This is a genomic window from Streptomyces sp. NPDC039424, assembly GCF_055639495.1.
Window position 1 is genome coordinate 34,500 of sequence record NZ_JBVKAI010000021.1, and the last position, 21,304, is coordinate 55,803.

Sequence of the window (21,304 nt, forward strand, 5' to 3'; positions counted from 1 at the left end):
TGCCCTCACTCGCCGCTGCGGGTGTGCCGCACGGCGGTGCTGGTCCAGCCCGAGGCGTGCTTGCCGTCCCCGTGGTGCTTCCCGTTGCCGTGGCGCTTGCCGTTGCCGTGGTGCTTGCCGCCTCCGTGGCCGTCGCCGCTCGACGCGGCCGGCTGCTCCGGGTGCTCGGGGCGGGGCTGGGTCAGCCAGGCCACGGCGGCCCCGGTCAGGGCGACGGGCCACTCCACGACGCCGGCGACGCCGAGGACCCCGGCGCCCGTGTAGACCGCCATGCGCCGCCCGCGCGGCGATACCGCCCCGACGGCGTTCAGCGCGTCCTCCGTGACCCTGCCGACCGTCCCGGCACCGGGCACCCTGCGCAGCGCGGAGGCCGCGGTGCGCAGCGGCCTGGTGAGGTCCGGCGACTTCTGCTCAGCCATGGTTCCACTCGCCTCCGTACGTCACGTTCCTCGCTCCCGGTCTTCCGAGTTCCCGCAATGTCAGGTCATTACGTGCAAAACGGGAGAAAGTGTAAGAAAAGCGGCATACGGGGGCTGAGGGTCACTTCCTCAGGAAGGCGAGGAGCGCGGCGTTGACCTCCTCCGCGTGCGTCCACAGCAGGCCGTGCGGGGCGCCCTCGATCTCCACGTAGTCGGCGGACGGCAGCGCCTTGTGGAAGGGCCGCGCGGTTCCCTCGACGGGCAGGATCCGGTCGCCCGTACCGTGCAGGATCAGGGCAGGTACGTCGATGGCCGGGATGTCGGCCCGGAAGTCGGTGTACCAGGTCGACGGCGCGGCGGCGGCGGCGAAGAAGCCACCGACCGCGGCGACGTTCCAGCTGTTGCGGACCGCTTCCTCGCTGATCCTGGTGCCGAGGTTCTCGTCCAGGTTGTAGAAGTCCTCGTAGAAGTCCGTGTAGTACGCGTAGCGGTCCGCCTTGACGGCCGCGACCACGCCGTCGAAGAACTCCTTCGGGGCGACCCCGTCGGGGTTGTCGTCGGACTTGAGCAGGCAGGGCTCCAGCGAGGCCAGGAAGGCGACCTTGGCGACCCGGCCGGAGCCGTACGTGGACACGTACCGGGCGACCTCACCGGTGCCCATGGAGAAGCCGACCAGGACGGCGTCCCGCAGGTCGAGGGTCTCCAGCACGGTGTTCAGGTCGGCCGCGAAGGTGTCGTAGTCGTAGCCGGCCGTCGGCTGGCTCGACTGTCCGAAGCCACGGCGGTCGTAGGTGATCACGCGGTAGCCCGCGTCGAGCAGCACGGCGCTCTGCCGCTCCCAGGAGTGGCCGTCGAGCGGGAAGCCGTGGATGAGGACGACCGGCTGCCCGGTGCCGTGGTCCTCGTAGTAGAGGTCGATGGTGGTGGAGTTCTCCTGGCCCACGGTGATGTACGGCAAGTGCTTTTCCTTCCCTGGGAAGTTACCGGTCCACAGGAAGTGACCGGTGCTCGGGACGCACGCTAGGGCGCGCGTGCCGCCGTCTGTTGTCCTCCAGCGCACCGGCGCATGCCTGGGAGTGCCGGGCGGGGAGGCGTGCCTGCCACGGGCGTACCCCGCGGACGTACCATCAGGCATGATCGTTGAATCCGAAAGTGCCGCGGACAACGGGGAACCCGCGCCGCAGGTCGAGGTGCTGTCCGCGCGGGACGTCCCCCTGGGCGGCCCGAGGGCCATGACCGTACGGCGTACGCTGCCGCAGCGGGCCCGGACGCTGATCGGAGCCTGGTGCTTCGCCGACCACTACGGGCCCGACGACGTCGCCGAGTCGGGCGGCATGGACGTCGCTCCGCATCCGCACACCGGACTGCAGACGGTGAGCTGGCTGTTCAGCGGGGAGATCGAGCACCGGGACAGCCTGGGCAGCCACGCGCTGGTAAAGCCCGGTGAGCTGAACCTGATGACGGGCGGGTACGGCATCAGCCACTCGGAGGTCTCCACCCCCCCGTACGACGATCCTGCACGGCGTCCAGCTGTGGGTGGCGCTGCCCGAGGAGCACCGGCACACCGCCCGTGACTTCCGGCACCACGTGCCCGGCCCGGTGCGGGTCGGCGGCGCGGAGATCAGGGTGTTCCTGGGATCCCTCGCCGGTGACACCTCTCCGGTGCGGACGTTCACCCCCTTGCTCGGCGCCGAACTCGTCCTGGAGCCGCGCTCGACGACCGCACTCCCGGTGGACACCGCCTTCGAGCACGGACTGCTCGTGGACCAGGGGGACGTCCGCCTGGCCGGGACGCTGCTGCGCCCTGCGGAACTGGGCTACCTCGGCCCGGGAAGCGGCACGCTGACGCTGACGAACGAGACCGACGCCCCCGCCCGGGCCGTGCTGCTGGGCGGGACGCCGTTCGAGGAGCGGGTCGTCATGTGGTGGAACTTCATCGGGCGCGACCACGAGGATGTCGTCGAGGCCAGGCAAGCGTGGCAGAACGCCTCCGACCGCTTCGGCGCCGTCGAGGGTTACGACGGCGACCGCCTGCCCGCGCCCGCCCTTCCGCACGCCACCATCAGGCCGCGTGGGAACCCGAGGCGCCGCTGAGGGTTTATGTGCCCCTCTTGCGGTCACTCGTCGTAGTGACCCCACTGTCGATTGCGACTTGGAGTGAGCACGGTGGCTGGAGAGCAGAAGGCCAAGGCCAAGATGGAGCAGGCCAAGGGCAAGGCCAAGGAGGCCGTCGGCCGCACGACGGACGACGAGGGGCTGACAGCCGAGGGCCGGGCGAAGCAGTCGAAGGGCGACATGCGTCAGGCGAAGGAGAAGATCAAGGACGCCTTCCGGCACTGAGCGCGAGACACACGTGGCGGGGCCCCCGTTCCCGGAACGGGGGCCCCGCCACGTGTGTCCGCGTGTCTCGTGCGAAACCGGGTGGCCGTTCGGCGGCGGCTCCCCGTAGCTTCGGCCGCATGGCTGACGAATGCTTCCGGCTTCCACGGCTCGCCGCGATCTACGACGCGCTCGATCCCGACCGCGGCGATCTGGACGCGTACGTCGGCATCGCGGAGGAGTTCGGGGCGCGCCGGGTGCTGGACATCGGCTGCGGGACCGGGGTGTTCGCGCTCCTGCTGGCCGATCGGGGGATGGAGGTCGTCGGCGTGGATCCCGCCGAGGCGTCCGTCGAGGTGGCCCGGGGCAAACCGGGCGCCGATCGGGTGCGCTGGATCCACGGTGACGCGACCGCGCTCCCCCCGCTGCGGGTCGACCTCGCGACGATGACGGCGAACGTGGCCCAGGCCATCGTCGATCCCCAGGTGTGGCGGAGGACCCTGCGGGGGGTCTACGACGCTCTGCGGCCCGGCGGCCTCCTGGTGTTCGAGACCAGGGATCCGGCCCGGCGGGCCTGGGAGGAGTGGAACCGCGAGGCCTCGTACCAGGTGGCCGACATCCCGGGTGTCGGCGTGGTCGAGCAGTGGTTCGACCTGATCGAGGTGAGCCTGCCCCTGGTGACGTTCCGGGGGACTTGCGTGTTCCGTGCGGACGGGCGGATGCTGACCTCGGAGTCGACGCTGCGTTTCCGTGAACGACGGGAGATCGAGGCGGAGTTGGCCGCCGAGGGGTATGTGGTGGAGGACGTCCGTGACGCCCCCGACCGTCCGGGCCGGGAGTTCGTCTTCCTCGCACGGCGCCCTGAGAGCGGCTGACGGCCGGGCCGGACACCGCGCAGCCCGTTGCCCTGGGAGGACGAGAGTGCGCGACGCCTGGATCCGGGCGGCCCTGCCATGAGGCCGCCGGACGCGCCGTGGAGGGACCACCGGCAGGTCGCCGAGGCCTGGCCGTCGATCCGCGCGGTGTGCATCGGCGCCGTCGCCGAGGCCAACGGTGTGCGCACGCGCACCCGGACCGCGAACTCCACCTGGGGTTCGCGGACGGTCGTCTCCTTCCACGCGGACGACGTCGCACGCGTCGCCCGGGCGATGGCCGACGGAACGGCCGAGGTGACGGCCGGGCAGCTGCGCGACAGCCCGGAGGGCCGGGCCGCCGAGGCGGCCCGTGTGCGCGAGCTGAACCGGTCCGGCAACCGCGGTTGCCTGATCCTGACCGTCGCGGTCGTGGCCGTGATCCTGCTGGCGGTGTGGGCGGCCCTGCACAGTGGCGGCGACGGCGGCATGCCGAGCTACTGGCACTGACCCCCGGCGTCCGCCGCCGACCGGGCCGCCACCGCGTCGGCGGTCGTGGGGTGGAGGGGAAGGAGCGTGTCGACGCCCGTCAGGGTGAGCATGCGCATCAGGCGGTCGGGAACGTGGGCGAGGGCCAGCGAGCCGCCGGCGCCCTGGGCCGCGTGCCAGACCCCGATGATGACGCTCAGGCCGGTGGAGTCGCAGAAGCTGACCTGTCGCAGGTCCAGGATCAGGTGCGGGTGCCCCTGCCGGATGATGTCCAGCACATGCGCCTGCAGGGCGGGGGCGGCCTGCATGTCCAGTGCTCCCGTGACGGCGGCGACGGCGAGCCCCGGGCGGGGGTGCTGGACGGTCGTACGGAGGTCGTCGGTCACGTGGTGATCACTCCTTGCCGAGGTTGTCGGGTGCGGCGGCGGTGTGGGCGGTGGCGGCCATGCCCGTTTCGGGAGCCGCCTCGGGGGCCGGTACGGACAGGGCCAGCAGGGCGACGTCGTCCCCTGCCTTGTCGGGCAGTGAGGTGAGCAGGGTGACGGTGTCCTCCACCAGTCCGGTGGCGTCGAGGCGACCGTCGCGCTGGTGCAGGAAACCGGTCAGGCCCTCGTCGCCGAGCATGGCGCCCTGCCCGTCGCGGGCCTCGATCAGCCCGTCGGTATAGAGGAGGAGGGCCTCGCCGGGGGTCAGATCGAAGGTGACCTCGGCGAACCGCGCCTGGGGAAAGGCTCCTATGAGCATGCCGCCCTTGGGGCGGACCGCCTTCACCCACACCGCGTCGCTGTCGTCGGGCCGCAGATGGTAGACCGGCGGATGCCCACCGGTGGCCAGCGTCACCGTGAAGGAGCCCGACTCCCGCGGGGTGAGCAGGCCGAAGACGGCGGTGCAGAAGCGGCTCCCGGCGGCGACGTCGGTCAGCAGCACCGTGTTGAGGGCGGTGAGCACGGCGACCGGGTCCGCATCGATCTGCGCCGCGGCGCGCAGGGTGTGGCGGGCCAGCGCGGTGACGGTCGCCGCCTCGGCGCCCTTGCCGCACACATCACCCAGGAAGAACGCCCACCGCCCGCCCTCCAGGGGAAAGATGTCGTAGAAGTCGCCGCCGACGTCGTAGGCGGAGGCGGTGCTGTAGTGGCAGGCCAGCTCCAGTCCGGGCACGGCCGGCAGCGCCGGCGGCAGCAGCGTGCGCTGCAGGGTCGAGGCGAACGCGGCGATGGCGGCCTTGTCCTTCTCCGCCCGCTCCCGTGCCGCGCGCTCCGCCTCCGCCCGTTTCCGCTCGGCCTCCGCGTGCCGGCTCTGGGCCTCCCGCTGCTGCTGCTCGTACCGGAGCGCGCGCAGTGCGGACAGCCGCAGCTCCATCTCGTCCATCACGATCGCGGCGAGGTCGGTGAGCGTCGCGGTGTCGTCCGGGGTGATCGCGCGCGGCCTGGTGTCGAGGACGTTGACCGTGCCGAGCCGGTGTCCGTCATGGGTGACGATGGGGGCGGCGGCGTAGAAGCGCACGCCCATCTCTCCGGCCACCAGCGGATTTTCCACCGCGACCGGATCGAGCAGTGTGTCGGGTATCACCAGCGCTTCGTCGCGCAGCACGGCCGAGCCGCACAGGCCCGGGTCCCGGCCGATCTCCTTCACGCCCTCCAGGCCGTGGGCCGCCTTGAACCAGATCCGGTCGGTGTCCACGATCGTGACCGTCGCCACGGGGACGTCGAAGAGGCGGGCGGCCATCGCCGCCACCCGGTCGAACGCCCCGTCGGGCGGGGTGTCGAGAATGTCGTAGCGGCGTACCGCCGCGATCCGGTTCCCCTCCACGTCCGGGTCGTGGACCAGCTCGGGGCGCCGTTCCGGGGCCGGGTCGGTTGCCGAGGCGTGCTGGTTCATCGGCCTTCCACCTCCGTCGCCCGGGCCGGCGGGCGCGGCACAGACCGGGGCAGCCTAAACGGATCACCGGCGCGCACGCCAACCCGGTGGCCCATGCATGCTTTGCTGTAGCAATGCTTCCCTAGAGGCGGTCGGGGCAGGTCCAGGGCTGCGGTCCGGTACGGTCGCTCCATGCCCGCAGGGCCTGTCCGTCCAGGCAGAGGATCCCGCACAGTTCGGCGTACTCGGCGGCCGGCGCGGTGAAGTCGCCGGTGGTGACGACGATCGCGAGGTCGGCCTCGTGGACGGTGTAGCAGGTGCCGCCGAAGCGCTGGAGCTCCTCCGAACCCACGCGGTTGGTGGCGCAGTAGCGTTTGCACTGGATGACGAGGCGCCGCCCGTCGGGGGTCACGGCCAGGATGTCGGCACCGAGGTCCCCGGCTCCGCCGACCACCTCCACCCGCGCACAACCGTCCCGTTCGCAGAGCGCGGCTATCGCCTGCTCGAACTCGTCGGGGTCCAGGGCGTCGTAGTCGACGACTTCACCCTCGTCGTGAAAGGGCGGGGCGTCGGGAACCGGCGGCGTCTCCAATGCCTCGACGGCCGTGCGGGTCGCCGCGTCGAGCGCGGCGGCGGCCCGGTGTGCGGCCCGCCGTGCGGTGCGCCGGTGCCATCGGCGGCGCACCGCCACCGCGGACGCGACACCGATGAGGCACAGGACGGCGACCCAGGCCGGGCGGCGCTCGGCGGCGGCGGCCGCCGCGCGAACGGTGAGGCCCAGGACGATCAGGAGAATGGCGAGGATGCCGAAGTACACCGCCGTCGCGCGCAGGTCGAAGGGGCGTCGGCGGCTGGTCCGGCTGAGGCGGCGTGCGGGCACGGTCACGGTGGTGAGGCTCCCCCCTGTGGTGCGTGAAGATCACTCCTGCCGTCTGCCCAAGATCGCCCCGTTCACCGTGCGCCCCGCCGACTCGGCCGTGGCCTTGCCCGGACGCGGGCTCAGGAGTCCAGGTCGTCGGCGAAGTGCCGGAAGCCGTGCCGGTCCTGGTGCATGCTCCACAGGAGGTCCGCGAGTACGGCGGGGTCCTTGCGGTGGTGCCCGGGGATGATCGCGCCGGGAATGATCAGCTGCGCTACGTGGATGCCCTCGGCGGCGAGCCGGTCGTGCAGCAGATGGCCGTAGGCGCTCTCGGCGGCGAAGGCGATCGACGTGCCCGCCCGCTCGGGGTGCGGGACGACGGCGGTGCCGCCGTTGACGAACAGGATCGTGCCGCGGCCCAGGGCACGCATGCCGGGCAGGACCTGTTGCACGGCGGCGACCGGGCCGTACACCGAGAACTCGACCGGCCCCAGCAGATCGGTGTGCGTGGTCGTCAGGACCGGGCGCATGAAGTCCCGGTGCGGGACCGGGCTGTACTGGAGCACCTCGATCGGGCCGACGGCCGCGCCCGCCGCGTCCAGCGCCGCGACAAGGGTCTGCGGGTCGCGCACGTCGGCGGCGAAGCCGCGCGCGGTGACCCCCTCGGCACCGAGTTCACCGGTCAGGGTGTCCAGCCGGTCCTGGTCACGGGCGACGAGGGCGATGTCGTACCCCTCGCGGCCGAAGCGGCGGGCCACGGCGGCCCCGAGGCCAGGGCCCGCTCCGACGACGGCGAGGGCGGTCATGACGCGGCCGTCCGGCAGGGGGCGTCGCGGCCCTGCTCGTCGAGCGCCCGGGACGCACCGCGCGGGATCACGCCCGCGGCGGGCCGCCGGGCCGGTGTGACGGGGACGGACATGGGGACTCCCGTCGGTTCTGGGGGAACTTCCACGAGCATCATGCCCGGCCGCCGGGCACGCATCCCGGCAGACCGGTCATGGTGACCCGGGCCGGCGCCCGCACCGCGCCTCGCATCAGGAACTCCCCCGGTCGAGCTCCTCACCGATCGCGGCCCGCAGGGCGTCATGCCCCGGGCCGAGGGCGTACCGTTCGTCGCTCCACCGCTCGCGCGGGTACAGCCACACGGGCCTGCCCACGAGATCGGCGGGCTCCCAGTCGAACCTCGGCCACACATGCGCGTGCAGGAACGGGTCGGTGTTGCCCAGGATCTCCAGGTTGACGCGCCGAAAGGCCGGGTCCAGCCGGGCACAGGCCCGCTCGACGGCCTCGCCCAGCCGGTCCATGCCGGACAGGAACGCCCGCCGCCTGCTCATGGAAAGCTCCGACAGCCGCTGCACCGCGGGGTCGTCCACGAGGAACACCGAGTATCCCGGCAGGAACTGGACGTCCCCGATCACCGCGAACCCCGCTTCCAGCCTCCGCAGCACCGTGGGGTTCTCGCCCCGGAGCGCGCTGCCGATCCGGTCCTCGCGCCAGTCGTCGACCACGGTCACCTCTCGGGGGACGGGCCCTAGATTGGCCGCCATGAACACACCGGGCCGAACCTATCGCTACGCGGGGCCTGCCGAGCTCATGGCCCTGGTACGTCCCGGAGGCGAGGGCCGGGTCGTGCGGTCGCCCGCGGACTTCGGCACATGGGTTGCGCTCCGGACCGCGGACGAACTGGCCGAGCCCTTCACCTTCGTGGTCGACACCGCGGGGTTCCTGCGCCTCGCACCGCGCCGGAGCGAGCACGTGGTGTGCGCCGGCGGCGCGGCGGTGCTGAGCGCGGGTGAGATCGGCTTCCGTGCGGAGGCCGGGTGGTGGGCGGTGGAGGAGGTCAGCAACCAGTCGACCGGCTACTGCCCCGACACGGCCTCCTGGCCCGCCGTCGCCGCGGCCCTGGACCGCGCCGGGATCGCCCGACCGCCCCGGTTCACCCACGAGGTGGTGTTCCGCCGCTGCCCTTCCTGCCACCGGCTCAACGTCGTACGTGAGGGCTTCTTCTTCTGCGCCCTGTGCGACGCCGCCCTGCCTCGGGAATGGAACGTGGACGGATCCGGGCGCTGACCGGCGGCGGACAGGCACGCTCGGGCGCCGGGTAGGCTGCCGCCCCGTTACTACGATCGGCCGGGGCGGGGACGAATGCGCAGGCAGGGGGCGCTGGGGCGCGGGATTCGCGTCGGCATGCTGATGGCCGCAGTGCCGGTGATCCCCTGGGCGGTGCTCGCCCTGGGAGTGGCGCTCGTGGAATTCGCCACGGGAGGGGACACCGGGTTCGCCACCCGGGATCTCCGGTACTGCGGGCTGCTCCTCGCGGGCGGCGCGGTGGCCGGTGTGGTGATGGGCCTGGTCCTCGGCGGGGGGCTGGCCCTCGCGTCCCGCGTCGTCGTCCGGCCGTGGGGGCTCGCCCTCGTGGGCGCGCTGCTGGGCGGGCTCGCCTTCCTCGCCGAGTTCCCGGTCGTGGCGGTGGGCACGGACGCCGGTTACGCGGAGATCGCGGTGACCTTCCTGGCATGGCCGCTGATGACGGCGGTGGCGGCCGCCCACGGCTCCGACATCGCGGGGCGCACCCGGACGTACTCGTGGCTGTGGGCCCCGGGACCGGGCCGGCGGTTCGGGCGGCGCTGACGCGCGCACCCGCCGTGGGCCAGGGCGACCGCGTCGGCGGCGGAGTACCGGGCCGACGGCGACGACCCGGCCGAGCAGTCGGCGTGGCGGCGCCTGACCGCACGGCGGCGATCGCGGTCGGCCAGATCGTCAGCACCGGCGCCCTGCCCGCCACCTGTCCCGCCCCGCCGGAGAGCCACCACCCGGTGACCGAAGCGGGTCTGGACGCGCTTGCCGTGTGGGCGACGGCCACCGCCTTTACCGACTGGGAAGGACGGCCCCCGAAGAGCCGCTACGCTGGGCCAGCCGCAGCGCCGACACCCCCGTCCACGTGGGGAGTTGCCGTGCCCGGCGGTCGAGATGTCGTACGGCAAGAGGGTGGGAGAACAGGTGCTGGCAGCGGGCCGATACCGGTTGCAGGACGCGATCGGGCGGGGCGCCATGGGGGAGGTCTGGCGGGCCTTCGACGAGATACTCGGCAGACCGGTGGCCGTGAAACTGCTGCTGCCCCAGGGCTCCGATCCCACCTCCGTCTCCCGCTTCCACCTGGAGGCGCAGACCGCCGGCTCCCTCAGCCACCCGAACGTGGTCGGCGTACTCGACTTCGGCCAGCACGAGCACAACCTGTTCCTGGTGATGGAACTGGTCGAGGGCGACAGCCTGGCCCGGCTGCTCGCCACCTCCGGTGCGCTGCCCGCCGCGCGCGTCGCCCGTATCGCCGCCGAGGCGGCCGCCGGGCTCGCCGCCGCCCACCGGCAGGGCATCGTGCACCGCGACATCAAGCCCGCGAACCTCCTGCTGGACGCCGACGGCACGCTGAAGATCGGCGACTTCGGCATCGCCCGTTTCTTCCACGACCCCGGCGCCGCCCTCACCGCCACCGGGCAGATCGTCGGCACCAGCCTCTACCTCGCGCCGGAGCGTGCGCTGGGCCAGCCCGCGGGCCCGGCCTCGGACGTGTACTCCCTGGGCTGCGTGCTCTACCAGCTCCTCACCGGGCGCACGCCGTTCCAGGGCGCGTCCGCCCTGGCGGTCCTCCACCAGCACCTCGACGCCGCCCCTCAGCCACCCCGTGAGCTCGGTGCCGACCTGCCGCCCGCCTTCGAGAACTACCTGCTCGGGCTCCTCGCCAAGCGGCCCGAGGACCGGCCCTCGGCCGAGGAGGTGGCGGACTGGTTCGGGCGCGGAGCCTGGCAGGGGATGGCGCAGCCCCTGCCGCGGGAACTGCCGGACACCCCGATACCGGCAGCCCCGCGTGCCACCCGCGCGGCTGCCACCCCTGGCGCGGGCTTCCCCGTCCCGAAGGCGGACACGGAGTGGAGTACGACGGTGCACCGGGCCGCACAGCACCGCTCCCGCGCATCCGTCCCGCGCCGCTCCCGCTTGGTGCTGCTGCTGTGCGGCGCCGCCCTGTTCGTCGGCGCGCTGCTCGCCGGTATGGCCTGGTTCTCGTCCGACAACGGCGCGGAGGGGGGCCGGGAGGCCGAGCCGTCCTCGACCGCGCAGCCCGCCACCCCACCGGCCTCGGGGGCCACCGCGTCCCCCTCCCCCGCACAGCGGACCGCACAGCCGGCCGGTGACGCCCGGCCGAACCCGAAGAAGGCGGCCAAGCACGGAGGCAAGGGCGAGCACTGACCCGGGTGTCCGAGGGCGCGGGGAGGGCGCCGCCGGCGTCACGGGGTGTGTCGACCGGCACATCGGGGGGACCATGTAAGGCGAGGCGTCTGCCGACGCAGGCGGGCCGCGCTCCAGGCCCGGCGGGCCATGCGCGTCGGCCGGCGGAAGGAGTGCCTGCGATGAGCCAAGCCGAGTGGGCTCCGACGAACCTCGGCCGGACCGGAACCGAACGGTCGGAGGGCGACGCGTCGCCGCCCAGCGGGTTGATGGACCTGCTCGGAGTCGCGGCGATACTGCTGGACGCCGAGGGCCGGGTCGTCCTGTGGAGCCCGCAGGCCGAGCAGCTGTTCGGTTACACCGCCGAGGAGGCGCTCGGGCAGTTCGCCGGGCGGCTGCTGGTGCACGAGGAGCACTTCGACTGGGTGATCAAGACGTTCGCCGAGGTCATGGAGACCGGCCAGAGCTGGGGCGGCACGTTCCCCATCCGCTGCAAGGGCGGCAGCACGCGGCTGGTGGAACTGCGCAACATGCGGCTGCTGGACGACCACGGCGACTTCTACGCCCTCGGCCTGGGCACCGACTCGCCGACGCTGCGCGAGGTGGAGCGCGACGTCGCCCTCTCCACCCGGCTGATCTCCCAGTCCCCCATCGGGATCGCGATCCTCGACACCGGCCTGCGGTACGTGGCGATCAATCCCGCCCTGGAACGCATCCACGGCATACCGGCGGCCGATCACGTCGGCCGGCACTACCGCGAGGTCATGAGCGCCGCGGAGTTCGAGGCGGCCGAGACCGCCATGCGCGAGGTGCTGCGGACCGGGAGGCCGCGGGTCGAGCAGTCGCCCATCGTCGGCCGCACCCGGGCCGACCCGGAACACGAGCACGCCTGGACGCTCTCGGTCTTCCGGCTGGAGGACACCCACGGCCGGGTGCTCGGCGTGGCCGAGCTGGTGGTGGACGTCACCGAGCGGTACCGGGCGGCCAAGGAGGCCAGCGAGACCCGGCGGCGCCTGACCCTGATCGCCGACGGCTCCGTCCGCATCGGAACCACCCTGGAGGTCGACCAGACGGCCCGGGAGCTGGCCGAGGTCACCGTCCCCGCCTTCGCCGACGTGGCCGCCATCGACGTGCTCGACTCCGTCCTCGACGAGCACCGGCCCGCGTCCCGGGCCGGCAGCCCCGCCCACTTCCGGGCGCTCGCCGTGAAGGCCGCCTATCCCACCGACGCCGTCCGGGCCGCCGACCCGCCGGGCGAGCTCAGCACGTACGACGCCGACCGCCTGGCCACCCGCTGCGTGCGCACCGGTCGCCCCATCCTGGTGCGGCACGCCGACGGCAAGGCCCTGTCGTGCATCGCCCGGGACGAGCACGCGGCCACCCTGCTGGCGCGTGCCGGGGTGCACTCCTACCTCGCCGTCCCGCTCAACGCCCGCGGCGCCACCCTGGGGTTCCTGGGGCTGACCCGCGCCCGCGATCCGCGGCCCTTCGACGAGGACGACATGGCCATCGCGGTGGAGCTGGCCTCCCGCGCGGCGGTGTGCATCGACAACGCCCGCGCGCACCAGAGCGTGCGCAACGCGGCCGAGGCCCTCCAGCGCAGTCTGCTGCCCGACCATCCGCCGCGGCTGCCCGGGCTGCGGGTCGCGTCCCGGTACCAGCCCGCCCAGGCGGCCTACGAGGTCGGCGGCGACTGGTACGACGTCCTTCCGCTGGACGGCACCCGGACGGCGCTCGTCGTGGGCGACGTCATGGGCAGTGGCATCGACGCCGCCGCCACCATGGGCCGTCTGCGTACCGCCACCGCCGCGTTCGCCGACCTCGACCTCGACCCCGCCCAGGTGCTCCACCACCTGGACACGATCACCTCACGGCTGGAGCAGTACATCGCCACCTGCGTGTACGCCGTGTACGACCCCCGGCGCGGCGAGTGCCACCTCGCCAACGCCGGCCATCTGCCCCCCGTCCTCGTCCGCCGGGGCCGGCGCCCCCGCCTGCTCGACCTGCCGCCCGGCCCGCCGCTCGGCGTCGGGGGCGTGCCCTTCGAGACCACCACCATCCCTCTCGCACCCGGCGACCAGCTGGTCCTGTACACCGACGGTCTGGTCGAGACCCGCGAGCACTCCATCGACGAACGCCTCGAGACCCTCGTCCGCCTCCTCGACACGCCGGACTCCACCTTGGAGGAGACCTGCGACCGGCTCCTGCGCGATCTGCGGCACCCCGCGAACCACGACGACGTCGCCCTGCTCATCGCCCGCGCCCACCCCTTCCTCGCGCAAGCCTGACCAGGCGCCCGAGGTGCGGATCACCGGTCCTGTGCCGACCCTGGTAACGGGGCCCGTTCCGCCGAGGAAGGACACATCATGTCCATGATGGACAAGCTCAAGAGCATGCTGAAGGGCCACGAGAGCCAGGCCGGCAAGGGCGTCGACAAGGCCGGTGACTACGTCGACGACAGGACCCAGAGCAAGTACAGCTCCCAGGTCGACACGGGCCAGGAGCGGCTGAAGGACGAGCTGGGCCGCGAGCAGGACCGGGGCAACCCGCCCCAGACCTGACCCGCCTGCCGTCCGCGAGCCGTCGTCGCCCGGGCGTATCGCGCCACCCGCACCGGGCCGACGGCACACCGCACCCATACTTGTCTTCGCATGTACACGACGACCAAGAGGGTGGGCATGACGGAAGCGTTGGTGCTGGGCGGCGGCGGGGTCGGCGGAATCGCCTGGATCACCGGGTTACTGGCGGGACTGGCCGATGCGGGACAGGACGTGACGGGGGCCGACGTGATCGTGGGGACCTCGGCCGGGTCGACCGTGGCGGCGCAGCTGGGAAGCGGACTGGCGCTGGAGGAGTTGTACGCCCGGCAGACCGACCCCGCTCTGCAGGCCGCGGAGATCATGGCCGAGTTGGATCTGGAGGGGTTCGCCGCGGACATCGCCGCCGCGATGGACGGTGCCGCGTCCGTGGCGGACATGCGGCGCGCGGTCGGCAAGGTGGCGCTCGACGCGACGACCGTGCCGGAGGCCGAGCGCCGGGCGGTGATCGAGTCCCGGCTGCCGGTGCACCAGTGGCCCGCGCGGGCACTGCGGATCGTCGCGGTGGACGCCGAGAGCGGGGAGCCACGGGTGTTCGACAGCACCTCCGAGGTGAACCTGGTGGACGCCGTCGCGGCGAGCTGTGCGGTGCCGGGTGTCTGGCCGCCCGTGACGATCGACGGGCGCCGGTACGTCGACGGCGGCGTCCGTTCCATGGCCAACGCCGACTACGCCTCCGGCGCTTCGCGAGTACTGGTGATCGTGCCGATGGGAGGCACCGAGCCGTTCCCGAGTGACGCGCCGCTGGAACAGGCCGTGGAACAGCTGCGTGCCCAGGGCGCCGAAGTACTGGTCGTGGAGCCGGACGAGGCCTCCCGCGCCGCGATCGGCCCCAATCCGCTCGACCCGGCCACGCGCGGCCGGGCCGCCGAGGCGGGACGCGCGCAGGGGCGCGCACTGCGGATCTAGGACAGGTCCCTGGCGGAGCCGCGCCTGAGCCCCGACGTCCCGCGGCCCGCCGACGGCCCGGTGCCGTCGGCGGGCCGGTGACGCTTCGTCCGGCGCGGCCGGTTCAGGCGATCTCGACGAGCAGGTCGCCGCCCTCCACCTGCTGGATCCGGTTGATCGCCAACCGGGACACCCGGCCCGCCTTCGGAGCCGTGATGGTGGCCTCCATCTTCATCGCCTCGATGGTCGCCACCGTCGCCCCGGCCTCTACCTCGGTGCCCTCGGTGACCGCGAGCGTCACCACGCCGGCGAACGGCGCCGCGACGTGGCCGGGGTTGGCGCGGTCGGCCTTCTCGGTGACCGGGACGTCGGAGGCGGCGGCCTTGTCGCGTACCTGGATCGGCCGGAGCTGACCGTTCAGGGTGGCCATCACGGTGCGCATACCGCGTTCGTCGGCGTCACCGACGGCCTGGAGCTCGATCAGCAGCCGCACGCCGGGTTCGAGGTCGACGGCGTACTCCTTCGCGGGACGCAGCCCGTAGAAGAAGTCCTTGCTGTCCAGCACGCTGGTGTCGCCGAAGGTCTGCCGGTGCGTGTCGAAGTCGCGCGTCGGGCCGGGGAACAGCAGGCGGTTGAGCGTCGCACGCCGGGCCTTCTCCAGGCCGGTGCGGTCCTCGCCGGTCAGCTCCTGCACCGGCTTGGCGTCGGCGCGGCCCTGCAGCGCCTTGCTGCGGAACGGCTCCGGCCAGCCGCCGGGCGGGGTGCCCAGCTCGCCGCGCAGGAAGCCGATGACGGAGTCGGGGATGTCGTACCGGTTCGGCTCGCCCTCGAAGTCCGCCGGGCTCACCCCGGCGCCGACGAGGTGCAGGGCGAGGTCGCCGACCACCTTGGAGGACGGGGTGACCTTGACCAGGCGGCCCAGGATGCGGTCGGCGGCGGCGTACATCGCCTCGATGTCCTCGAAGCGGTGGCCGAGGCCGAGCGCGACCGCCTGGGTGCGCAGGTTGGACAGCTGGCCGCCGGGGATCTCGTGGTGGTAGACGCGTCCGGTGGGCGAGGCCAGGCCCGCCTCGAAGGGCGCGTAGATGCGGCGGACGCTCTCCCAGTACGGCTCCAGGTCGCCGACGGCCTGGAGGTCGAGGCCGGTGGGCCGCTCGGAGTGGTCGGTCGCGGCCACGATCGCCGACAGCGACGGCTGGGAGGTCGTACCGGCCATGGAGGCCACCGCGCCGTCCACCGCGTCCGCGCCGGCCTGGATCGCGGCGAGGTAGGTGGCGAGCTGGCCGCCCGCCGTGTCGTGGGTGTGCAGGTGCACCGGCAGGTCGAACTCGCGGCGCAGCGCGGACACCAGCTTGGCGGCGGCCGGGGCGCGCAGCAGGCCCGCCATGTCCTTGACGGCCAGGACGTGGGCACCGGCCTCGACGATCTGCTCGGCCAGACGGAGGTAGTAGTCGAGGGTGTAGAGGCGCTCGTTCGGGTCGGACAGGTCGGAGGTGTAGCACAGGGCGACCTCGGCGATCGCGGTGCCGGTCTCCCGTACGGCGTCGATGGCGGGGCGCATCTGGCCGACGTCGTTGAGCGCGTCGAAGATGCGGAAGATGTCGATGCCGGTGGCGGCGGCCTCCTGGACGAAGGCGTCGGTCACCTCGGTGGGGTACGGGGTGTAGCCCACGGTGTTGCGGCCGCGCAGCAGCATCTGCAGACAGATGTTGGGCACGGCCTCGCGCAGGGCCGCCAGCCGCTCCCAGGGGTCCTCGGCGAGGAAGCGCAGGGCGACGTCGTAGGTGGCGCCGCCCCAGCACTCCAGGGACAGCAGCTCCGGCAGGGTCCGGGCCACCACCGGGGCCACGGCGAGCAGGTCCTTGGTGCGCACCCGGGTGGCGAGCAGCGACTGGTGGGCGTCGCGGAAGGTGGTGTCGGTGACGCCGATGGTCGGCGACTCGCGCAGCCAGCGGGCGAAGCCCTCCGGGCCCAGGTGGACGAGCCGCTGCCGGGAGCCCGCGGGCGGCTCCCCGGCGGGCAGCGGGGGCAGCTTGGTGACCGGTTCGATCAGCTCGGGCCGCTCTCCGTGGGGCTTGTTGACGGTGACGTCGGCGAGGTAGGTGAGCAGCTTGGTGCCGCGGTCGGCGGAGGAACGCGCGGTGAGCAGGTGCGGACGCTGTTCGATGAACGACGTGGTGATCCGCCCGGCCTGGAAGTCCGGGTCGTCCAGGACGGCCTGGAGGAACGGGATGTTGGTGGCCACGCCGCGGATGCGGAACTCGGCCACGGCACGCCGGGCCCGGCCGATCGCGGCCCTGAAGTCCCGGCCCCGGCACGTGAGCTTGACCAGCATCGAGTCGAAGTGCGCGCTGATCTCCGTACCGGCGTGGGTGGTGCCGCCGTCCAGCCGGATGCCCGAGCCGCCCGGCGAGCGGTAGGCGCTGATGCGGCCGGTGTCGGGGCGGAAGCCGTTGGCCGGGTCCTCGGTGGTGATACGGCACTGGAGGGCGGCGCCGCGCAGGGTGACCGTCTCCTGGGACAGGCCGAGGTCGGCCAGCGTCTCGCCGGCCGCGATGCGCAGCTGGGACTGCACCAGGTCGACGTCGGTGACCTCCTCGGTCACCGTGTGCTCGACCTGGATGCGCGGGTTCATCTCGATGAAGACGTGGTTGCCGTCGCGGTCGAGCAGGAACTCCACCGTGCCCGCGTTGCGGTAGCCGATCTGCCGGGCGAAGCTCACGGCGTCGGCGCAGATCCGGTCCCTCAGGTCCGGGTCCAGGTTCGGGGCGGGCGCCAGCTCGATCACCTTCTGGTGGCGGCGCTGCAGCGAGCAGTCGCGCTCGAAGAGGTGGATGACGTTGCCCTGGCCGTCGGCGAGGATCTGCACCTCGATGTGGCGGGGTTCGACGACCGCCTTCTCCAGGAAGACGGTGGGGTCGCCGAACGCGGAGGCCGCCTCGCGGGCCGCCGCCTCGATGGACTCGCGCAGCTGGGCGGGGTCCTCGACGCGCCGCATGCCGCGTCCGCCGCCGCCCGCGACCGCCTTGACGAAGACGGGGAAGCCGATGTCCTCGGCGGCGCGGACCAGCTCGTCCACGTCGGTGGAGGGGGCGGAGGAGCCGAGCACCGGGACGCCGGCCTCGCGGGCGGCGGCCACCGCGCGCGCCTTGTTCCCGGTCAGCTCCAGGACGTGGGCGCTCGGCCCGACGAAGGTGATGCCCGCCTCCTCGCAGGCGCGGGCCAGCTCGGGGTTCTCGGACAGGAAGCCGTACCCGGGGTACACCGCGTCCGCGCCCGCGCGGGTCGCCGCGGCGACGATCTCCTCGACCGACAGGTACGCCCGCACGGGATGCCCCGGCTCACCGATCTCGTAGGCCTCGTCGGCCTTCAGCCGGTGCAGCGAATTGCGGTCCTCGTGCGGGAAGACGGCGACCGTGCGCGCGCCCAGCTCATAGCCGGCGCGGAACGCGCGAATCGCGATCTCCCCGCGGTTGGCGACCAGCACCTTGCGGAACATTGTCGATCCCTTCAGCCTGCCGGTGACGAACACCATGGTGTCGGCCACTTCCCTGCCGTGCCACGCGATGAACGTTAGGGGCTCGGCGGCCCGCCGAAGCGCGGGATACGTCACATTGACATAACCGAGGCGATCCAGGTGGTCAGGAGCCGGATCAGGGCGATTAATCGCTGCGCGGCGCAGCAATCCGCTGCTATTCTCCTGCTTGACACATTCGCTGCATGACGCAGCTAATATTTGAAGGAGAACCATGCTCACCGTCGCCGTCACCGGAGCCACCGGCGCCCAGGGCGGGGCCACCGCCCGTGCCCTGCTGGCCGCCGGACACCGGGTGCGCGCCCTCACCCGCCGCCCCGACTCCCCCGCCGCCGAAGCCCTGCGCGACCTCGGCGCCGACGTCCGCCACGCCGACCTCGACGACCGCCCCTCCCTCGACGCCGCGCTCACCGGAGCCGACTCGCTCTTCGCCGTCACCACTCCGTTCGGCACCGACACCGCCACCGAGACCCGGCAGGGCAAGGCCCTCGTCGACGCGGCGGCGGACGCCCGCCTCGGCCATGTCGTGTTCACCTCCGCCGCCCACGCCGACCGCGGCACCGGCATCCCGCACTACGAGAGCAAGCACCTGATCGAGAAGCACCTGCGCACCACCGACGTGCCCTGGACGGTGATCGCCCCGGCGGCGTTCATGGACAACTTCGCCGACGGCTGGACCCTCGACGGGCTGCGCGACGGCACCTTCGCCTGGCCCATGCCCGTCGGCCGCTCGCTCACGCTCATCCCCGCGGCCGACATCGGCGCCTTCGCCGCGCTGGTCCTCCAGCGCCGCGACGAGTTCGCCGGGCGCCGCATCGACATCGCCTCCGACGAGCTCACCCCCGGCCGGATGGCGGAGGTCCTGGCGCGTGCCATCGGCCGCCCGGTCGCTCCCGAGGAGGTGCCGCTGTCCTACGTGCGCACCCGCTCCGCCGACCTGGCGGCCATGTTCGAGTACTTCACCACCGTCGGCCTCGACGTCGATGTCACCGGTCTGCGCGGGGACTACCCGGAGGTGGGCTGGCACCGCTTCACCGACTGGGCCGCCGAACAGGACTGGAGCGCGCTGCTGTCCCCCGGCACACACGAATGAGCCCCCATCCGCACGAAGCGGATGAGGGCTCATGTCCGAGCGCCGGGCAGGCCTTGCACCTGCATCTCCCCGCAGGAAGCGGGACGTCTTTCCTTGGACCACCAACGCGCGACCAGCCACCAGGAGTTGCGGCGACCAGCTCGGGGTCAACCATACATGGACCGGACGCCCGCTGTCGCATCGCCCGTTTCCCTGGTCCGACGGCCGCAGGACTGCTAGTGTCGCCATGCACATGATCAACCGAGGAGGTGAGACCCATCAACGCTGTGTCAGGCTGGGTGCTCCCCTCCCCCGCGTCCGCGCGGATTTCTCTGCCGTAGGCGGCAGTTGGCCCCGGGGAGCGCCCTCAGGCATCCCGAAAGGCCATCACACTCATGCGTTTTCTCTCCGCGTACGACGGTACGACGCTCGCCTATCACGTCCTCGGTGACGGCAGTCCCGTGGTCTGCCTGCCAGGGGGACCCGCCGACTCGGCATATCTCGGGGACCTCGGCGGCCTGTCCGCGCACCGGCGGCTGATCCGGCCGGACCTCCGGGGCACCGGACGGTCGGCGGTCCCGGCGGACCCCGCCTCCGGCCGGTGCGACCGGCTCGTCGCCGATGTGGAGGCCCTGCGCGAACACCTCGGCCTGGAGCGGATGGACCTGCTCGCACACTGCGGCGGCGCCAACCTGGCCGTCCAGTACGCGGTCCGCCACCCCGAGCGCGTCCGGCGGCTCGCCCTGGTCACACCGAGCGTCAGGGCCGTGGGCCTGGGAATCCCGGGAGACCTCCGGGTCGAGACCGCGCGGCTGCGGCGGCACGAGCCGTGGTTCCCGGCGGCGTTCGCGGCCCTGGAGGAGATCGTGGCGGGCCGGGCCACCGAGGAGCTCTGGAGGTCCGTCGTCCCGTTCTCCTACGGCCGCTGGGACAAGACCGCCCGGGCCCATCACGCCGCCCAGGAGGAACAGGACAACACGGCGGCCCTGGCCGCCTTCTCGGCGGAGGGCGCCTTCGACCCGGACGCCACCCGCGCCGCGCTGGCCCGCTTCGCACCGCCGGTGCTCCTGCTGGCCGGAGAGGTCGATCCGGGAGCGCCCCCGCGCACGATGGCGGAGTTCACCGGCTTGTTCCCCGACGCCGGACTGGTCGTCCAGCCCGGGGCCGGGCACTACCCGTGGCTGGACGACCCGGACCGGTTCACGGCCGTCGTCGCGGAGTTCCTCGGCGGCTGAGAGCGGGGAGCACGGACATGCCGCCGGCGTCAGCCGATGTGGTAGCTGTCGCCGTACACCTTCCAGTCCAGCGGCGGATTCAGGTCGAGGTTGCCCTTGCGCAGGAAGACCCGCTGCTCGGTGTCGACCCGGGTGGTGTCGCTGTGCGCCTCCTCCTGTTTCATGGCCCACACCCGGGCGTCGAGGAAGGCGTTGAGGTAGGACGTCTCGTCGCCTCCCTGGGCCGGCGGCTTCGCCGTGCGCAGGGCCCGCTTGCGGATGTTGCGGAAGCTGGTGGGGTCGCCGCCGTCGCCGTGCATGACGATGGCGTCGTAGTAGGTGAACTGGCCGAGCGCGCGCAGCCCGTCCGCCTTGCCCTGCTTGACCGCGGGGTTGAAGTAGACGCGGTCGCGCTCGTCGTTCTGCGCCTGCTGGAACGCCGTGTCCTGGGCGGCCTTGCGCCAGTCCCGGGGGTAGTTCGGGTCGAGGCCGTCGTGCGAGTCGCCGCCGTTGACCCTGCGCAGCGCCGGGAGGTACTTGGCGAGGACGTTGCCGGGCTTGCGGTCGGTGTAGAGCTGCACCAGGTCGAGCATGTCGCCGGTGCCCGAGCAGAAGCCGATGATGCCGGCGGTGTAGCCGCGGCCGTCGCCGATGTCCTCGATGTACTTGTACTGGGCCTTCCAGTCGAGCGAGGAGTTCTCCGCGCTCGACACCAGCTTCATGGCGATCTCCTTCTTCGCCGGGTCGTCGAGGCCCGGGGCGGCGGCCGAGGTGGCCACGGCACGCGGGGCACCGAGCAGGGCACCGGACGCCACGGTGCCGAGCAGGGTGACGGCAGTCCGGCGGGAGAGGGGGGCGGGGGTTGTTTCGCGGTCGTGGTGCGCCACGGAGGCTCCAAGTGTGGGTGGGGGGTGGCGAGTTGTTCTCTGCTCTGCCTTGATAGGAAAGTTTCCTATCAATCAGCGGTGCGGACGTCACCC

20 protein-coding genes and 1 pseudogene are annotated in these 21,304 nt (G+C 72.7%); 12 read left to right on the forward strand and 9 right to left on the reverse strand.

Annotated elements, in window-relative coordinates; translation table 11 throughout:
* Positions 1 to 5: 5 nt before the first annotated feature.
* Together ACZ7L0_RS35805 and ACZ7L0_RS35810 are read right to left on the reverse strand one after the other, a co-directional pair.
* Positions 6 to 419, reverse strand: a complete 414-nt coding sequence (locus tag ACZ7L0_RS35805; protein ID WP_471246734.1) for a hypothetical protein — start codon at positions 417 to 419, stop codon at positions 6 to 8.
* A 121-nt stretch (positions 420 to 540) separates the two neighbouring features.
* The gene (locus ACZ7L0_RS35810) at positions 541 to 1,377 is read right to left on the reverse strand and encodes an alpha/beta fold hydrolase (RefSeq protein ID WP_471246735.1); all 837 of its coding nucleotides are present in this window, start codon (positions 1,375 to 1,377) and stop codon (positions 541 to 543) included.
* A 175-nt stretch (positions 1,378 to 1,552) separates the two neighbouring features.
* Here ACZ7L0_RS35810 and ACZ7L0_RS35815 point away from each other — a divergent pair.
* The 4 genes and pseudogenes from ACZ7L0_RS35815 to ACZ7L0_RS35830 all read left to right on the forward strand — a co-directional run bounded on the left by ACZ7L0_RS35815 (position 1,553) and on the right by ACZ7L0_RS35830 (position 4,099).
* Positions 1,553 to 2,513 (forward strand): annotated as a pseudogene (locus ACZ7L0_RS35815) (pirin family protein).
* Positions 2,514 to 2,585: 72 nt separating this feature from the next.
* Positions 2,586 to 2,759 (forward strand): CsbD family protein, encoded by a 174-nt coding sequence (locus tag ACZ7L0_RS35820; RefSeq protein ID WP_471246736.1) that lies wholly within the window; start codon positions 2,586 to 2,588, stop codon positions 2,757 to 2,759.
* 119 nt (positions 2,760 to 2,878) lie between these two features.
* Positions 2,879 to 3,613 carry a class I SAM-dependent methyltransferase gene (locus ACZ7L0_RS35825; protein ID WP_471246737.1) on the forward strand — a complete coding sequence of 245 codons (735 nt, stop codon included), beginning with the start codon at positions 2,879 to 2,881 and terminating at the stop codon, positions 3,611 to 3,613.
* 78 nt (positions 3,614 to 3,691) lie between these two features.
* Entirely contained in the window at positions 3,692 to 4,099 is a 408-nt protein-coding gene (locus tag ACZ7L0_RS35830) for a hypothetical protein (protein WP_471246738.1), read from the forward strand.
* Here ACZ7L0_RS35830 and ACZ7L0_RS35835 read toward each other — a convergent pair.
* The 5 genes from ACZ7L0_RS35835 to ACZ7L0_RS35855 all read right to left on the reverse strand — a co-directional run bounded on the left by ACZ7L0_RS35835 (position 4,087) and on the right by ACZ7L0_RS35855 (position 8,302).
* Complete coding sequence (locus tag ACZ7L0_RS35835) at positions 4,087 to 4,464, reverse strand: STAS domain-containing protein (protein WP_471246739.1); 378 nt, start codon at positions 4,462 to 4,464, stop codon at positions 4,087 to 4,089. The two genes, ACZ7L0_RS35830 and ACZ7L0_RS35835, sit on opposite strands and share 13 nt — an antisense overlap.
* Before the next feature lie 7 nt (positions 4,465 to 4,471).
* The gene (locus tag ACZ7L0_RS35840) at positions 4,472 to 5,956 is read right to left on the reverse strand and encodes a PP2C family protein-serine/threonine phosphatase (RefSeq protein WP_471246740.1); all 1,485 of its coding nucleotides are present in this window, start codon (positions 5,954 to 5,956) and stop codon (positions 4,472 to 4,474) included.
* 121 nt (positions 5,957 to 6,077) lie between these two features.
* The gene (locus ACZ7L0_RS35845) at positions 6,078 to 6,821 is read right to left on the reverse strand and encodes a restriction endonuclease (RefSeq protein ID WP_471246741.1); all 744 of its coding nucleotides are present in this window, start codon (positions 6,819 to 6,821) and stop codon (positions 6,078 to 6,080) included.
* 113 nt (positions 6,822 to 6,934) lie between these two features.
* Positions 6,935 to 7,600, reverse strand: a complete 666-nt coding sequence (locus ACZ7L0_RS35850; protein ID WP_471246742.1) for an SDR family NAD(P)-dependent oxidoreductase — start codon at positions 7,598 to 7,600, stop codon at positions 6,935 to 6,937.
* 228 nt (positions 7,601 to 7,828) lie between these two features.
* Positions 7,829 to 8,302 (reverse strand): diadenosine tetraphosphate hydrolase, encoded by a 474-nt coding sequence (locus tag ACZ7L0_RS35855; protein ID WP_471246840.1) that lies wholly within the window; start codon positions 8,300 to 8,302, stop codon positions 7,829 to 7,831.
* A 37-nt stretch (positions 8,303 to 8,339) separates the two neighbouring features.
* On the opposite strand from ACZ7L0_RS35855, the gene ACZ7L0_RS35860 reads away from it, so the two are divergent.
* From ACZ7L0_RS35860 to ACZ7L0_RS35885, 6 genes are all read left to right on the forward strand, one after another.
* Complete coding sequence (locus tag ACZ7L0_RS35860; RefSeq protein ID WP_471246743.1) at positions 8,340 to 8,864, forward strand: hypothetical protein; 525 nt, start codon at positions 8,340 to 8,342, stop codon at positions 8,862 to 8,864.
* Between the two features lie 117 nt (positions 8,865 to 8,981).
* Positions 8,982 to 9,425 (forward strand): hypothetical protein, encoded by a 444-nt coding sequence (locus ACZ7L0_RS35865; protein WP_471246744.1) that lies wholly within the window; start codon positions 8,982 to 8,984, stop codon positions 9,423 to 9,425.
* Positions 9,426 to 9,782: 357 nt separating this feature from the next.
* Positions 9,783 to 11,039 carry a serine/threonine-protein kinase gene (locus ACZ7L0_RS35870; protein WP_471246745.1) on the forward strand — a complete coding sequence of 419 codons (1,257 nt, stop codon included), beginning with the start codon at positions 9,783 to 9,785 and terminating at the stop codon, positions 11,037 to 11,039.
* A 161-nt stretch (positions 11,040 to 11,200) separates the two neighbouring features.
* Positions 11,201 to 13,306: a SpoIIE family protein phosphatase gene (locus ACZ7L0_RS35875; RefSeq protein ID WP_471246746.1), complete on the forward strand. Its 2,106-nt coding sequence runs from the start codon at positions 11,201 to 11,203 to the stop codon at positions 13,304 to 13,306.
* A 78-nt stretch (positions 13,307 to 13,384) separates the two neighbouring features.
* Positions 13,385 to 13,579, forward strand: coding sequence for an antitoxin (locus ACZ7L0_RS35880; protein ID WP_471246747.1), 195 nt, complete (start codon positions 13,385 to 13,387; stop codon positions 13,577 to 13,579).
* Positions 13,580 to 13,696: 117 nt separating this feature from the next.
* Positions 13,697 to 14,524 (forward strand): patatin-like phospholipase family protein, encoded by an 828-nt coding sequence (locus ACZ7L0_RS35885; protein WP_471246748.1) that lies wholly within the window; start codon positions 13,697 to 13,699, stop codon positions 14,522 to 14,524.
* A 103-nt stretch (positions 14,525 to 14,627) separates the two neighbouring features.
* On the opposite strand, the gene ACZ7L0_RS35890 is transcribed toward ACZ7L0_RS35885, so the two are convergent.
* The gene (locus tag ACZ7L0_RS35890; RefSeq protein WP_471246841.1) at positions 14,628 to 18,002 is read right to left on the reverse strand and encodes a pyruvate carboxylase; all 3,375 of its coding nucleotides are present in this window, start codon (positions 18,000 to 18,002) and stop codon (positions 14,628 to 14,630) included.
* 250 nt (positions 18,003 to 18,252) lie between these two features.
* On the opposite strand from ACZ7L0_RS35890, the gene ACZ7L0_RS35895 reads away from it, so the two are divergent.
* Both ACZ7L0_RS35895 and ACZ7L0_RS35900 read left to right on the forward strand, forming a co-directional pair.
* A complete protein-coding gene (locus tag ACZ7L0_RS35895) occupies positions 18,253 to 19,131 on the forward strand; it encodes an NmrA/HSCARG family protein (protein WP_471246749.1) in 879 nt (292 codons plus the stop codon).
* Between the two features lie 374 nt (positions 19,132 to 19,505).
* On the forward strand, positions 19,506 to 20,345 hold the full coding sequence (locus ACZ7L0_RS35900) for an alpha/beta fold hydrolase (protein ID WP_471246750.1): 840 nt from the start codon (positions 19,506 to 19,508) through the stop codon (positions 20,343 to 20,345).
* Between the two features lie 29 nt (positions 20,346 to 20,374).
* Here ACZ7L0_RS35900 and ACZ7L0_RS35905 read toward each other — a convergent pair whose 3' ends face one another.
* A complete protein-coding gene (locus ACZ7L0_RS35905; protein WP_471246751.1) occupies positions 20,375 to 21,211 on the reverse strand; it encodes a chitosanase in 837 nt (278 codons plus the stop codon).
* Positions 21,212 to 21,304: the final 93 nt, after the last annotated feature.

Coding starts and splice junctions, on each gene's coding strand:
- ACZ7L0_RS35805 (WP_471246734.1), bottom strand. CDS start 419: ATGGCTGAGCAGAAGTCGCCGGACCTCACCAGGCCGCTGCGCACCGCG.
- ACZ7L0_RS35825 (WP_471246737.1), top strand. CDS start 2,879: ATGGCTGACGAATGCTTCCGGCTTCCACGGCTCGCCGCGATCTACGAC.
- ACZ7L0_RS35830 (WP_471246738.1), top strand. CDS start 3,692: ATGAGGCCGCCGGACGCGCCGTGGAGGGACCACCGGCAGGTCGCCGAG.
- ACZ7L0_RS35840 (WP_471246740.1), bottom strand. CDS start 5,956: ATGAACCAGCACGCCTCGGCAACCGACCCGGCCCCGGAACGGCGCCCC.
- ACZ7L0_RS35850 (WP_471246742.1), bottom strand. CDS start 7,600: ATGACCGCCCTCGCCGTCGTCGGAGCGGGCCCTGGCCTCGGGGCCGCC.
- ACZ7L0_RS35860 (WP_471246743.1), top strand. CDS start 8,340: ATGAACACACCGGGCCGAACCTATCGCTACGCGGGGCCTGCCGAGCTC.
- ACZ7L0_RS35865 (WP_471246744.1), top strand. CDS start 8,982: ATGCTGATGGCCGCAGTGCCGGTGATCCCCTGGGCGGTGCTCGCCCTG.
- ACZ7L0_RS35875 (WP_471246746.1), top strand. CDS start 11,201: ATGAGCCAAGCCGAGTGGGCTCCGACGAACCTCGGCCGGACCGGAACC.
- ACZ7L0_RS35880 (WP_471246747.1), top strand. CDS start 13,385: ATGTCCATGATGGACAAGCTCAAGAGCATGCTGAAGGGCCACGAGAGC.
- ACZ7L0_RS35885 (WP_471246748.1), top strand. CDS start 13,697: ATGACGGAAGCGTTGGTGCTGGGCGGCGGCGGGGTCGGCGGAATCGCC.
- ACZ7L0_RS35890 (WP_471246841.1), bottom strand. CDS start 18,002: ATGTTCCGCAAGGTGCTGGTCGCCAACCGCGGGGAGATCGCGATTCGC.
- ACZ7L0_RS35895 (WP_471246749.1), top strand. CDS start 18,253: ATGCTCACCGTCGCCGTCACCGGAGCCACCGGCGCCCAGGGCGGGGCC.
- ACZ7L0_RS35900 (WP_471246750.1), top strand. CDS start 19,506: ATGCGTTTTCTCTCCGCGTACGACGGTACGACGCTCGCCTATCACGTC.